Source organism: Hydrogenophaga flava NBRC 102514 (assembly GCF_001571145.1).
GTDB lineage: Bacteria > Pseudomonadota > Gammaproteobacteria > Burkholderiales > Burkholderiaceae_C > Hydrogenophaga > Hydrogenophaga flava.
This window is the reverse complement of record NZ_BCTF01000021.1, coordinates 57,991-71,306: the sequence shown is the minus strand read 5'-3', so window position 1 is coordinate 71,306 and position 13,316 is coordinate 57,991. Positions and strand designations below refer to the sequence as shown.

The 13,316-nt window shown below is 69.2% G+C and carries 10 protein-coding genes and 2 riboswitches; of the genes, 6 read left to right on the top strand and 4 right to left on the bottom strand.

Translation table 11 applies throughout. The annotated features are described in order from the left end of the window. Positions 1-21 precede the first annotated feature (21 nt). The 6 genes from HFL01S_RS17860 to HFL01S_RS17840 all read left to right on the top strand — a co-directional run bounded on the left by HFL01S_RS17860 (position 22) and on the right by HFL01S_RS17840 (position 7,724). A complete protein-coding gene (locus HFL01S_RS17860) occupies positions 22-1,020 on the top strand; it encodes a tripartite tricarboxylate transporter substrate binding protein (RefSeq protein WP_066261046.1) in 999 nt (332 codons plus the stop codon). Between the two features lie 8 nt (positions 1,021-1,028). Next, positions 1,029-1,123: riboswitch (glycine riboswitch) on the top strand. A gap of 12 nt (positions 1,124-1,135) precedes the next feature. Further along, a riboswitch (glycine riboswitch) is annotated at positions 1,136-1,241 on the top strand. A gap of 63 nt (positions 1,242-1,304) precedes the next feature. Then, positions 1,305-2,564 carry a D-amino acid dehydrogenase gene (locus tag HFL01S_RS17855; protein ID WP_066261044.1) on the top strand — a complete coding sequence of 420 codons (1,260 nt, stop codon included), beginning with the start codon at positions 1,305-1,307 and terminating at the stop codon, positions 2,562-2,564. Between the two features lie 41 nt (positions 2,565-2,605). Continuing rightward, a complete protein-coding gene (locus HFL01S_RS17850; protein ID WP_066261043.1) occupies positions 2,606-3,994 on the top strand; it encodes an L-serine ammonia-lyase in 1,389 nt (462 codons plus the stop codon). 43 nt (positions 3,995-4,037) lie between these two features. Then, complete coding sequence (locus HFL01S_RS17845; RefSeq protein WP_066261042.1) at positions 4,038-5,966, top strand: B12-binding domain-containing radical SAM protein; 1,929 nt, start codon at positions 4,038-4,040, stop codon at positions 5,964-5,966. A gap of 44 nt (positions 5,967-6,010) precedes the next feature. Beyond that, positions 6,011-6,178: a DUF2256 domain-containing protein gene (locus HFL01S_RS24775; RefSeq protein ID WP_084383467.1), complete on the top strand. Its 168-nt coding sequence runs from the start codon at positions 6,011-6,013 to the stop codon at positions 6,176-6,178. Next, entirely contained in the window at positions 6,171-7,724 is a 1,554-nt protein-coding gene (locus tag HFL01S_RS17840; RefSeq protein WP_066261040.1) for a cryptochrome/photolyase family protein, read from the top strand. Before HFL01S_RS24775 ends, HFL01S_RS17840 begins: the two co-directional genes overlap by 8 nt. 42 nt (positions 7,725-7,766) lie before the next feature. On the opposite strand, the gene HFL01S_RS17835 is transcribed toward HFL01S_RS17840, so the two are convergent. The 4 genes from HFL01S_RS17835 to HFL01S_RS17820 are packed head-to-tail and all read right to left on the bottom strand — an operon-like array spanning position 7,767 to position 13,307. Continuing rightward, on the bottom strand, positions 7,767-8,495 hold the full coding sequence (locus HFL01S_RS17835) for a type II secretion system protein (protein ID WP_066261038.1): 729 nt from the start codon (positions 8,493-8,495) through the stop codon (positions 7,767-7,769). A gap of 26 nt (positions 8,496-8,521) precedes the next feature. Next, positions 8,522-9,835 (bottom strand): type II secretion system protein, encoded by a 1,314-nt coding sequence (locus HFL01S_RS17830; protein ID WP_084383465.1) that lies wholly within the window; start codon positions 9,833-9,835, stop codon positions 8,522-8,524. Continuing rightward, positions 9,832-10,998: a prepilin-type cleavage/methylation domain-containing protein gene (locus HFL01S_RS17825; RefSeq protein ID WP_245644853.1), complete on the bottom strand. Its 1,167-nt coding sequence runs from the start codon at positions 10,996-10,998 to the stop codon at positions 9,832-9,834. The genes HFL01S_RS17830 and HFL01S_RS17825 overlap by 4 nt, the downstream gene beginning before the upstream one ends. Positions 10,999-11,039: 41 nt before the next feature. Beyond that, positions 11,040-13,307: a coiled-coil domain-containing protein gene (locus tag HFL01S_RS17820; protein ID WP_245644850.1), complete on the bottom strand. Its 2,268-nt coding sequence runs from the start codon at positions 13,305-13,307 to the stop codon at positions 11,040-11,042. Positions 13,308-13,316: the final 9 nt, after the last annotated feature.

Sequence of the window (13,316 nt, the reverse complement as noted above, 5' to 3'; positions counted from 1 at the left end):
ACCACGACAGGAGACACGCCCATGAACGCCCGCATCCGCATCCACTTCGCTCTGGCCGCCACCGCGCTGGCCACCCTGGGCCTGGCCAGCACCGCCGCGGCCCAGACCTTTCCGTCCAAGCCGGTCACGCTGATGGTGCCCTACCCCGCGGGCGGCCTGTCGGACGTGATCGCGCGCTCGGTCAACAACACCCTGGGCAAGCAGCTGGGCCAGCCGGTGATCGTGGAAAACCTGGGCGGCGCCAGCGGCTCGATTGCCGCGGCCAAGGTGCTCAACGGACCGAGCGACGGCTACACCCTCTTCCAGGGTTCGCCGAACGAGCTGATCCTGGCGCCGCTGGCGATCTCGTCCATCAAGTTCAAGAGCGAGGACTTCCGCCTGGTGCAGATGATCGCCACCGCACAGATCGCCTTCCTCGCAAAGAAAGACCTGCCGGTGAACAGCGTGGACGAGTTCGTCGAACACGCGCGCAAGGCCGCCAAGGACGGCAAGCCGCTGACCTTCGCCAGCGTCGGCCCCGGTTCGTTCTACCACCTGCTGGGCGAGCACCTGTCCAAGGTCACCGGCATTCCGATGGTGCACGTGCCCTACAAGGGCGCCGCCCCGGCCGAGCAGGACCTGATGGCCGGCCAGGTGGACTTCTTCCTTGCGCCCTACGGCAAGAAGTACGACGAGATGCAGAAGCAGGGCCGCGTGAAGGTGCTGGCCATGCTCAACAGCGAACGGCTGGAGAGCGTGAAGCAGTACCCCGCGATCAGCGAAAGCAAGCAGCTCAAGGACTTCACGTTCAAGATCTGGACCGGCTACTTCGTCAAGCGCGACACGCCCGAACCTGTCGTGGCTGCGCTGCACAAAGCCATCACCGGCACCCTGGGCGACCCGGCGGTGCACGCCGCGCTGGAAGCCAACAGCCAGCTGCTGCCCAAACCGCAGACGCTGGCCGAGGCCGACAAGGCGTATGCCGATGGCACCCAACAGTTCAGGGCCATCGTCAAATCCATCGGTCTGCAGGCACAATAAGCGCCTTCTTCCGCTGATCGGGAGAGACCGGCCCCACAGGGGAACCGGCGCCGAAGGAGCAACCGCCCCGGAAACTCTCAGGCAAAAGGACCGATCGGCGTTCAGCGCGCACTCAGCGCAACACTCTGAAGAGTGGCCGGGATTCGTCCCCCGGCCCACCGCAGGAGCAAGTCCGCCCACCCGGCGGGTGAATCTCTCAGGTCACAAACAGAGGGGGTCATGGTCCGCACACGGTGTGCGGGCCGTGCCCATCCCTGTTTGACGGCCTTTCCAGAGAGATTCCCATGGCTCAGTCCACGCACATCATCGTCATCGGCGGCGGCATCACCGGCGTCACCAGCGCCTACGCCCTGTCCCGCGAAGGTCACCAGGTCACCCTGATCGAACAGCACCGCTACGCGGGCATGGAAACCAGCCATGCCAACGGCGGGCAACTGTCGGCATCCAACGCCGAAACCTGGACCCACCCGTCCACCCTGCTCAAGGGCATCAAGTGGATGCTCAAGGCCGACGCGCCGCTGCTGGTCAACCCCAAGCCGAGCTGGCACAAGCTGAGCTGGTTCGCCGAGTTCGCGGCCGCCATTCCCAAGTACCGCGAGAACACCATCGCCACCGCGAAGCTGGCGATTGCCGCGCGCGAGCACCTGTTCGGCTGGGCGCAGGCCGAGGGCATCGATTTCGACCTGAAGAAGCAGGGCATCCTGCACATCTACCGCGACAAGGCCGGCTTCGACCACGCGGGCGAGGTCTCCAAGCTGCTGGCCGCGGGCGGTCTGCCGCGCTGCGCCGTCACCCCCGACGAGATGCGCGCCATCGAACCCACGCTGGCCGGCAGCTACTACGGTGGCTACTACACCGAGAGCGATTCCACCGGTGACATCCACAAGTACACCCACGGCATGAGCCAGGCCTGCGAACGCCGTGGCGTGCGCCTGCTGACCGGCCGCGCCGTGGCGCGTGTGCAGAGCACCGGCAAAACCGCCCACGTCACCCTGGACGACGGCCAGGTGGTGAGCGCGGACGCCGTGGTGGTCTGTGCCGGCGTGCACAGCCGCGCCATTGGCGCGCAGCTGGGTGACCGGCTCAATGTGTACCCGGTCAAGGGCTATTCGATCACGGTGATGCTGAACGACGAGGCCAGCCAGGCCGCCGCGCCCAACGTCAGCCTGCTGGACGACGAGACCAAGCTGGTCACCAGCCGCCTGGGTGTGGACCGTTTCCGCGTGGCCGGCACGGCCGAGTTCAACGGCTTCAACCGCGACATCCGGGCCGACCGCATCAAGCCGCTGGTGGACTGGGTCAACCAGTGCTTCCCAGGCGTAAGCACGCGCCGCGTCGAGCCCTGGGCCGGTCTGCGGCCCATGATGCCGGACATGCTGCCCCGCGTCGGCCCCGGCCGCCTGCCCAACGTGTTCTACAACACCGGCCACGGCCACCTGGGCTGGACGCTCTCGGCCATCACCGCGCACCAGCTGGCCGGGCACGTGGCGCAGTGGGAAGATGCGCGCTCGGGTCGCGGCGTGGCCCGGCCCGCGCTGGCCTGACGCACACACAACACCACCACAACAACAACCAGGAGACACGCATGGCGGTATCGGCTTTCGACCTGTTCAAGATCGGCATCGGGCCCAGCAGCTCGCACACGGTCGGCCCCATGCGCGCGGCGCGCCTGTTCGCGCACGGGCTGGAGACCGCCGGCCTGCTGCCTGCCGTGGCGCGGGTGCAGGTGGGCCTGTACGGCTCGCTGGGCGCCACCGGCCGCGGCCATGGCAGCGACAAGGCCGTGCTGCTCGGGCTGTGCGGCCACGAGCCGGAGTCGGTGCCCATCGAATCGGTAGAACCCACCGTGCGCGCCATCCGCGAACAGGGGCGCATGCCGCTCATGGGCACGCACACCATCGACTGGGCCGACCGCGAGGACCTGACCCTGCACCGCCAGGCCCTGCCGCTGCACGCCAACGGCATGCGCCTGACGGCGTGGGACGCAGCGGGCGCGGTGCTGTCCGAGCGCACCTTCTATTCGGTGGGTGGTGGCTTTGTGGTGAGCGAGGAGGTCATGGCCGACGGCCAGCGGCAGAAGGTGATCGCACCCGACATCACACAACTGCCGATCCCGTTTCGCACCGGCGACGAGCTGCTGCAGCGCTGCCGCGAACACGGCCTGTCCATCGCGGGCGTGATGCGCGCCAACGAGCGCCACTGGCGCAGCGACGAAGAAATCCGCGTCGGCCTGCTGCGCATCTGGGACGTGATGCAGGCCTGCGTGCAGCGCGGCTGCAGCACCGACGGCGTGCTGCCCGGCGGCTTCAAGGTGCGGCGCCGCGCGCCCGCCCTCTACCGCGACCTCACCGGCCACCCCGAGAAGGCGCTGACCGACCCGCTCGCCGTGCTCGACTGGGTCAACCTCTACGCGCTCGCGGTCAACGAAGAGAACGCCGCCGGTGGTCGCGTGGTGACCGCGCCCACCAACGGCGCGGCCGGCATCGTGCCTGCGGTGCTGCACTACTACCGGCGCTTCGTGCCCGGCGCGAACGACGACGGCGTGGTCGACTTCCTGCTCACGGCTGCGGCCATCGGCATCCTCTACAAGGAAAACGCCAGCATCAGCGGCGCCGAGGTGGGCTGCCAGGGCGAGGTGGGCGTGGCCTGCTCCATGGCCGCCGGTGCGCTGTGCGCGGTGCTGGGCGGCACGCCCGAACAGGTGGAGAACGCCGCCGAGATCGGCATGGAACACCACCTGGGCCTGACCTGCGACCCGGTCGGCGGCCTGGTGCAGATCCCCTGCATCGAGCGCAACGCCATCGCCTCGGTCAAGGCCATCAACGCCGCGCGCATGGCGCTGCGCGGCGACGGCACGCACCACGTCAGCCTGGACAAGGTCATCAAGACCATGCGCGAGACCGGGGCCGACATGAAGACCAAATACAAGGAGACCGCCCGCGGCGGGCTGGCGGTGAACATCGTGGAGTGTTGACCCCCAAGCCCGCCCGACCGGCCCTTGTCGGCACAATCGGGGGATGACAGCAGCTGCCTTCCGCGTGCTGAGCCTCATCCCGCCGATGACGCAGCTCAACACGCCCTACCCCTCCACCGCCTACCTCACCGGCTTCCTGCGCTCGCGCGGCATCGACGCGGTGCAGGAAGACCTGGCGCTGGCGCTGGTGCTCCAGCTGTTCACACCGGCCGGACTGGAGGCGTTGCGCGGCTGCGCCCTGGCGCAACCCGAGGCGCTGCGCACGGCCAGCGTGCACAACTTCCTCGACCAGTTCGAGGCCTACCGGGCCACCATCGGCCCGGTCATTGCTTACCTGCAGGGGCGTGATTCGACCCTGGCCTACCGCATCGCCGCGCGTGGCCTGCTGCCCGAGGGGCCGCGTTTTTCCGCTCTGGACAACTATGTGGATGACGGCAGTGGCGACCCGCTGGGCTGGGCCTTCGGCGCCCTCGGCGTGCAGGACAAGGCGCGCCACCTGTGCACGCTCTACCTCAACGACCTGTCGGACGTGATCCGCGACGCGGCCGACGAACGTTTCGAGTTCGTGCGCTACGCCGAGTCGCTGGCCAGCAGCCAGCCCAGCTTCGACCCATTGGCCAATGCCCTGGCCGCGCCGCCCTCATTGGTCGACCGGCTGCTGCACGACCTGACCCTGGCGACCATCCACCGCCACCAGCCCACGCTGGTGCTGCTGTCGGTGCCCTTCCCCGGTGCCATGTACGCCGCGCTGCGCATCGCGCAGACCATCAAGGCGCAGAACCCGCACATCCGCATCGGCCTGGGCGGCGGCTTCGTCAACACCGAACTGCGCGAGCTGAAAGACCCTCGTGTGTTCGATTTTGTGGACTACGTGACGCTGGACGCGGGCGAGCGGCCCGTGCTCTCGCTGATCGAACACCTGCACGGCGAGCGCGGCAAGCAGCGCCTTCAGCGCACCTTCCTGCGCGAGAACGGCGAGGTGAAGTACGTCAACCTGGCCGAGCCCGACATCCCGTTCGAGGACGTGGGCACGCCCACCTGGGACGGCCTGCCCATCGACCGCTACCTGAGCCTGCTGGACATGCTCAACCCCATGCACCGGCTGTGGAGCGACGGGCGCTGGAACAAGCTGACTGTGGCGCACGGCTGCTACTGGAAAAAGTGCAGCTTCTGCGACGTGAGCCTGGACTACATCGGCCGCTATGAAACCGCGACCGCGTCCACCCTGGCCGACCGCATCGAGAAGATCGTCCACGAGACCGGCCAGACCGGCTTCCACTTTGTCGACGAGGCCGCGCCGCCCAAGGCGCTCAAGGCCCTGGCCGAGGAACTGATCCGCCGCGACCTGCAGATCAGCTGGTGGGGCAACATCCGCTTTGAAAAAACCTTCACGCCCGAGCTGAGCGAGCTGCTGGCGCAAAGCGGCTGCATCGCCATGAGCGGCGGCCTCGAAGTGGCCAGCGACCGCCTGCTGCAACTCATGAAAAAGGGCGTGAGCGTCGAGCAGGTGGCGCGCGTCACCAAGGGCTTCACCGACGCCGGCATCCTGGTGCACGCCTACCTGATGTACGGCTTCCCCACCCAGACCCTGCAGGACACGGTGGACGCACTCGAATACGTGCGCCAGCTGTTCGAGAACGGCTGCATCCAGAGCGGCTTCTTCCACCGCTTTTCCTGCACCGTGCACTCCCCCGTCGGCATGGACCCGGCGGCCTACGGCGTCGAACTGATCCCGCTGCCCGAAGTGACGTTCGCGAAGAACGACATCGGCTTCACCGACCCCACGTCCATGCCACCCGGCGTGGACCACGACCTGCTGGGCCAGGGCCTGCGCAAGGCGATCTACAACTACATGCACGGACTGTGCGTGGACGACGACGTGCGCCGCTGGTTCGAGCACCTGCCCTGCCAGGTGCCGCGGCCGACGGTCAAGCGCGGGAAGATTGCGAAGGCACTGGCGCAGCACGGCTGACCCCCGGCCCCAAGCGGTTTTGCCGGATGCGGTAGAACCGGCGCGTGCACAACGACTTCAAAGGCAACAAGGCCCACCTGCCCAGCAAACCCTGTGTGGTCTGCGGCCGGCCCATGAGCTGGCGCAAGGCCTGGGCAAAGAACTGGGACGACGTGAAGTACTGTTCCGACGCCTGCCGGGCGCGCAAGAACACCGCGCCGCCGAATGCCTGAGATGCCGGCCGCGCCCATCCGCCACCTGGTCATCGTGCTGGGCGACCAGCTGGACCACGACAGCACCGCGTTCGACGGCTTCGACCCCGCGCGGGACCTGGTGTGGATGGCCGAAGTGGCGCAAGAGTCCACCCACGTCTGGTCGGCCAAGCCGCGCATCGCGATCTTCCTGAGTGCGATGCGGCACTTCGCCGCCGAGCTGAGCGAGCGCCACCTGCCGCTGCGCTACGCGCGGCTCGACGACGCCGACAACACCGGCACGCTGGCGGGTGAACTGCAGCGCGCCATCGCCGACCTGCGGCCCCAAGGTCTAATCCTCACCGCCCCCGGCGACTGGCGCGTGCTGCAGGCCCTGCGCGGCGTGGCGGCGCAGGCCGGCCTGCCACTGGAGCTGCGCGACGACACACACTTCTTCAGCACCGTGCGCGAGTTCGCCGCCCACGCCCAGGGCCGCAAGCAGCTGCGCCTCGAATACTGGTACCGCGAGCTGCGCAAGAAACACGGCGTGCTGATGGACGGCCAGCAGCCGGTGGGCGGCCAGTGGAATTTCGACGCCGACAACCGCGAGAGCTTCGGCAAGGCCGGCCCGCAGAACGTGCCGCCGCCGTTCTTCATCGAACCCGATGTCACCACGCGCGAGGTCATCGACCTGGTCAATACGCGCTTCGCCGACCATCCAGGCTCGCTGGACCACTTCGCCTGGCCCGTCACCCGCGCCGACGCGCTGCGTGCGCTGGACGACTTCATCCAGCTTCGCCTGCCGCGGTTCGGCCAGTTCGAGGATGCGATGTGGGCCGGCGAGGTCTGGCTCTGGCATTCGCAGCTCAGCGCCGCGCTCAACCTCAAGCTGCTGAACCCGCGCGAGGTGGTGGCCGCGGCCGAAGCGGCGCACCGCAGCGGCCATGCGCCGCTGGCCGCGGTGGAAGGTTTCATCCGCCAGATCCTGGGCTGGCGCGAGTACGTGCGCGGCATCTACTGGACGCAGATGCCCGGCTACCTGGACCGCAACGCGCTGGACGCACAAGCCCCACTGCCGGCCTGGTACTGGACCGGCGAGACCGAGATGGCCTGCCTGCGCGAAGCCATCACGCAGACCCTGGCGCACGGCTACGCCCACCACATCCAGCGCCTGATGGTCACGGGCCTGTACGCGCTGCTGCTGGGCGTGCGGCCGCAAGCAGTTCACGAGTGGTACCTCAGCGTCTACGTGGACGCGGTGGAATGGGTGGAGCTGCCCAACACCCTGGGCATGAGCCAGTACGGCGACGGTGGCCTGCTGGGCAGCAAGCCCTATGTGGCCACCGGCAAATACATCCAGCGCATGAGCAACCACTGCGGCGGCTGCCGCTTCGACCCAGCGCAGAGCACCGGACCGAAGGCCTGCCCCTTCACCACGCTGTACTGGGACTTTTTGATGCGGCACGAGACCATGCTGCGGCAGAACCCGCGCATGGCCATGCAGATGAAGAACCTGGACCGGCTGGCGCCCGAGGCGCGCGGGGCCATCGCCGAACAGGCCCGGGCGCACCGCGACGCCCAGACCTGACAGCAGCCGCGAGCGGCTTGTGCCGCGAGGCCGGTGCCGGCCTCAGCGCAGCATCTGGAAGTACGCCGTGGTCACCGCCACCTGCGATTCGTCCAGCGAGGTCGGCGTCGTGCTGCCGAAGGCCATGCGGTCGTCCAGGGGCCAGATCTGGCCGGTGGTCACGGCGATCGAATTCGCCAGCGAGATGTCGCGCAGCTTGCCGAAGCGGGCGTCGCCCTTGCCGTCCACCTGCTGGTCCAGCAGCGACACCAGCGAGTAGGTCACGTTCTGCAGCGTCATCACGTTGCGCGTGCGGGTCACGTAGGTGCCCACGCTGGCGCCGGGCTCGGCCCAGTTCACGCTCTGGAAGCAGACCCGCACCTCCTGCGGGTTGCCGTTGCTGTCGAGGTAGGCGTAGCGGTCCTGCTGGCCCTCGGTGCGACCCTCGGGCAGGCGCACACCGGCGGCCAGGAAGGCGTTGATCAGGTCGTTGCCGCACAGCGCGGTGCCCGCCGGGGCGGTGTTGCCGTTGATGCGGCCGGTCGGGTCGGTGGGGTTGTCGCCCGGCGGGTAGCCCACGCCAGTGACGTAGGCCTCGTAGGCCAGTTGCCAGCCCTGCACGAAGTCGGTGGACAGCCGCTGGTAGGACGCATTGCGCTGCAGATCGCGCCCCACCGCCACCGCCCCCAGCATCAGGCCGATGACCAGCAGGGCCACGCCCAGTTCGATCAGGGTGAAGCCGCGCTGCCGGGCCAGGCCCGGCCGGCGGGCGGAGAAGGAAGGTTTGTTCATGGGGTTCACCTCGGGGTCCGCCGCGTTCAGAAGCCGATGGCGTCCGCCCGCAGGGCATTGCGGTTCACGGAAATGGAAAGCTCGGTCGCGGCCGTGGTGCGCGCGGCGAAGTCGGCGTGGTCCTGCTCTGCTGCGTCCAGCGACTCCACCGACAGCACCATCGAGGCCGCCGCCGCCACCGAACCCGCCACCGCCGCCACGATGCCGGCCGCGGCCAGACCGATCTGGAACGAGCGAGCACCCGCGCTCATCGTGGTGTCGCCCACGGCCGAGAGCATCTCCTTGGCCGCATCCAGGTCCGCCGAGATGGCGCCCGCGATGCCCGCCGCCGATGCGGCCACATCCGCCTCGGCCAGTTTGATCGCCACATAGAGCTGGTCGCGGTAGTCGTACATCGCACGCTCCATCACCAGCGCGCCGGTGGCGGCGTTGAAGTGGGCGTGCGAGGCGGCGGAGAGCGCGCCGCCACAGCGCAGTTCGGAAAACAGCTCGGCGGCGCTCATGGCGATCACCTGGTCGTCGTAGGCGTCGCTGATGGGCGTGCGCGGCGCGGCGAAGGTCGGGTCGGCATCGCTGACGCTGGCGTTCAGGCCGTCGAAGGACAGGCCGTTGCCGTCGGCGTCCAGCATGCCCGGCGCCGCGATGACGAAAGCCACGGCCCGGCGCGCACCGGAGGCCGACACCGCCAGCCGCCCGGCCGGCCCGGCGAAGGCGTCGGTCGTGGTGTTCAGCGCCAGGCACAGGTCGATCTGGTTGACCGACTGGGCACCGCCCACCGGACAGGGCGGGCTGTTGGCGGCGCTGCAGGCGGCGTTCAACGGGTCGGTGCCGGTGGTGGCCTCGGTCGCGCCGAGCTGGACAGTGGCCAGCGACGGGATGGGTGGCATGTTGGGGTTGGGGCCGTCGCCGTTCTGCGGGCGCGGGTTCGGCGTCAGCGCGCGCAGCGGGTTCATGCGGTCCAGCGCCACCGCCAGGTCGCGGTCGCCGGCCGCGGTGGCCGAGGCCTCGCGGTACACGCCGTAGCGCAGGCGGCCCGCTTCCGGGCGCGGCAGGCCCAGGGTCTGCCAGGGCACATAGCCCACCTGGCGCAGGCCGGCGCCCGCCGCGCAGGACTCGACCCCGTTGGCGTCGACGGCCGGGCACGGCAGGCGGTGCTGGGCGTGGGCAAACCCCACCAGGGCGTCGCGCGCCTGCAGCTGTGCGTCCATCTGCGCGGTACCGACCCGCTGGCGTTCCTGGAACTGCCAGTACACCACCGCGCCAAGCAGCACCATGCCCAGCGCCAGCAGCGCGACGGAAAGCTCGACGAGCGAAAAACCCGCCTGGTGGCGCTTCATCATGGGTTGAGTCCCTTCCGGTCGAGCACCACCGCGTTGTCCAGCGCGTCGGCCAGGCTGTTGTAGACGTGGATGGCGTAGGCGTTGCCCGCCACCAGCTTGTCGCGTGCGGCCTGCAGGTCTTCCTGGGCCGCGGTCAGGTCCTGTGCGGCCAGCACGGTCTCGGCAATCGACGCGGCCACGTTGACCGCGGCCATCACCACGATGAAGGCGGTCACGCCTTCGGTGTTGGCCGCCGAGGCGATGCTGAGCACCGCGCTGGTGGTGGCCAGCGCCAGGCCCATGGCGGCCAGGGCCACGCCCGACTCGGCGCCGTCCACCGCGGACTCGGCCTGGTCGATGTCGAAGCGCAGCAGGGACCAGTACTGCTGCATCACGCGCGCAGTGTCGTAGGCCGCGTAGCTCGACTGCATGGCCACCTGCATCTCGCTCAGGCGCACCGCACAGCCCAGGCGGGCCGACAGGTCGCCCGGGCCGACGGCGAGCATGAGGTCGTCGTAGTTGAGGTCCTGCGAACGGCCCGGCAGGTCGAAGCGGAAGCTGGCGCTGGCCCCTTCGGCGTTGTTGCCTTCGAACTGGCGGTTCGCGCCCGGGTGGGCGATCACGAAGCCCACCGGCACGCTGCCGCCGGTGGCGCCGGCGCGCAGCACACCCGTGGCCCCGCTGTTGGCCGCCAGGCGCCGCACCACGGCACACCAGTCCAGGCCGTTGACCACCGGGCGCAGGGCGACCGCGTCGGCGTAGGAAGCGTTGACACGGGTGCCTGCGGCGGTCACATCGGCCGGCACGGGGCTGAGCGCCGGGAACACCGGCACCTCGGTGAAGGTGAGGCCGAAGTCGGGCCAGTCCTGGGCCGCCGGCAGGGCCGCCAGGTCGGCACCGCCGCCGCGGTTGGCGCCGTAGTGCAGCGCCGCCAGTTCGCTGTCCATGCCCAGCGTGCGCCAGGGAAAGCGCACCGCGGTCGTGCTGCTGCAGGCCTCGACGCCGTCGGTGCCAGCGGCCGGGCACGGCAGGCGGTGGTTCGCCAGCAGGAAGCCTTCCACGCTGGCCTGGGCCTCGTTGAGCTGGCGCTGCATGTCAGTACGGTCCATCGGCGCCTGGGTGGTCGCCACCCAGCGCCAGGCCATGACGCCGATGATGCCGATGGCCACCAGGGCCACACCCATCTCCACCAGGGAGAAACCGCGTTGTCTGAATGGTGGCCGCCTCATCGCGTGCCCCCCTTGATGTCCACGTTGATCAGGATGCTCTCTGCGGCATCGGGCGGCATCGGCGTGACGCCGGAGCCGGTGATGTTGCAGGGCGGCGGGTTGGCCACCTGGGCCGCCAGCGAGTCGTAGGAGTCCTGCGCCGCGTCGATGCGGCGGTCGGCAGCGGCCAACGAACGGTTGAGTTCGTCAATCTCGCTCTGGATCTGCTCAGGCCGGAAGTAGCGGCTGCTCGGCCCCGGGGCCAGTGCCACGTTGGTGGCCGGACCGAACAGGTCGTTGAGCGCGGTCTGGATTGCCGAGTAGGTGTTGATGTCCCCGGGTTGGCAGACGTTGATGGCGGTGGTGGAACAGGCCCAGACGACGCTGGGCAGCACCTGCAGCTGGTAGCGGCCCGGGTTCTGCAGGCTGTTGTAGTTGCTGGCGTAGGACGACTGGGCCGAGTTGATCGAGGTCAGGGCGGCGGTCTGCGCCGCCTGCGCGGCGGCCAGGTTGGACTGTGCTGTCGCCAGCTCGGTGACTGCGTCGTCGTATTCGTTCTGCAGAGCGGTCGCATCCTGCAGCAGCGACAGACGCGCGGTTTTCTCCAGGCGCTCCGTTTGCAGCGGAGTCAGTTGGGTCTGCACCGCATCTCGCTGCGCGGTCAAGGAAGCAATCAAGTCCGGGTCGGATGTGGCGCTGATCTGTTGGTTCAGCGAAGTCACCTGTTGACTCAGCGGTGCGATCTGCGTGTCCAGCGCCGCGATCTCCGACTGCAGCTGGCCGATCATCGACGTGCGGTTGGCGATCATGTTGGCGTAGTCGTCGCGGGTGGCGGTCCAGTTGGTCACCGCGTCCTGGTAGAGCGCCACCTGGGTCGTCGCGTCGGAGTAGCTGTTGTTGGCGGTGCCCCAGGTGGCGGCCGACGACAGCAGCGTGTCGACCCGGCCGTCGATGCTGGACCAGGGGTAGCCCCAGCGCACCCAGAACCGCAGGCTGGCAATGGCCTGGTTGCGCGCCGCGATCGCGTTGCTCAGCTCGATCTGCTTGGCCGCGATCTCGTTCACGATGGCCTGGCGGTCGGCGATGGCATCGTTGAGCTCGCCCTGTGCCTGGTTGAGCTGGTCTGTCAAATCTGGCACGGAGCAACTCAGCGACGAGGCATCGACATCGCTGTCGGCCAGCGCGAGCGCATTGCCAGCCAGCACGGCCGCCGTCACGTTGGCCGCGATGGAGGCCACGTTGGCCACGATCACGCCGGCCGTGAGCGCCGCCGACGTGGTGTGGATGCCCGCAGCCGCACAGGCGTTGGCCAGGATGCCCAGGGAAGCAATGCATGCCGCCCACTCGCCGGCCGCGTTGCCCGCGTCGCTGATGCCCTCCAGCACCACACCCGCGGTTTCCACCGCGGTGATGGCGGCGCCGATGGAGGCGAAGATGATGGCGCGCTCGGCCGACTCGATGTTCTCCTCCTTCATCTCGTCGACCGAGCTGGAGATGTCGTGCGCCAGCGCCACCGTGTTGATGGAGTCGACCAGCACGTTGCAGTGGAAGGCGGTCTGCAGCGCACCGAAGGGGCGGTCGAGCACGATGTCGTCGTAGGTGGCCAGCAGCGGTGCACGCTGCGGGTCCTCCAGCACGCTGGTGGCCCCGGTGTTGGCGCCGTCGAACAGCGAGCCGTCGCCGTCGGTGTCCTCGTCGCCCGGGTGGGCCAGGGCGTAGGCCACGGCGCGCGCGGGGGCCGCGTTCACCTGCGCCATGCCGGCGGCCAGCGCGGTGTCGGCGCCGGCCTGCAGGCGCTGGCAGAAGTCGGCCAGGGTGCGGATGTTTTCCTGGTACGGCGGCGCATCGCGCATGGCGAAGAAGGTGGCGCCGTCGTCGTCGTATTCGAGCGGTCGCCAGGCGTCGTCCAGCACCGTCAGGTCGAAGTCGCCCGCGCCGCGCTGCACCAGGTAGCGGATCTGGCCGATGTCCACGCCCGGATCGGCACCGGCCATGCGCAGCGTGGTGGCGGGCAGCCAGCCCTTCTGTTCGGTGCCGCCGCAGTCTTCCACACCATCGCGGTCGGTGTCGGGACACGGCAGGCGGCGTGCCACGGTGGCGAAGGTCTGCAGCGCCTGGTCGGCCTGCGACAGGTGCAGGCGTTCGAGCCGCGCGTTTTCAACAGCGGTGCGCTCGCGCCACTCCAGGTACCCCATGGTCGCCAGGCCGCCCAGCACCGCGATGAGCAGCATCACCTGCAGCAGGCCGAAGCCCCGCTGCACGGTGCGGCGGGAAGGCAGGGGCACCCGGATGGC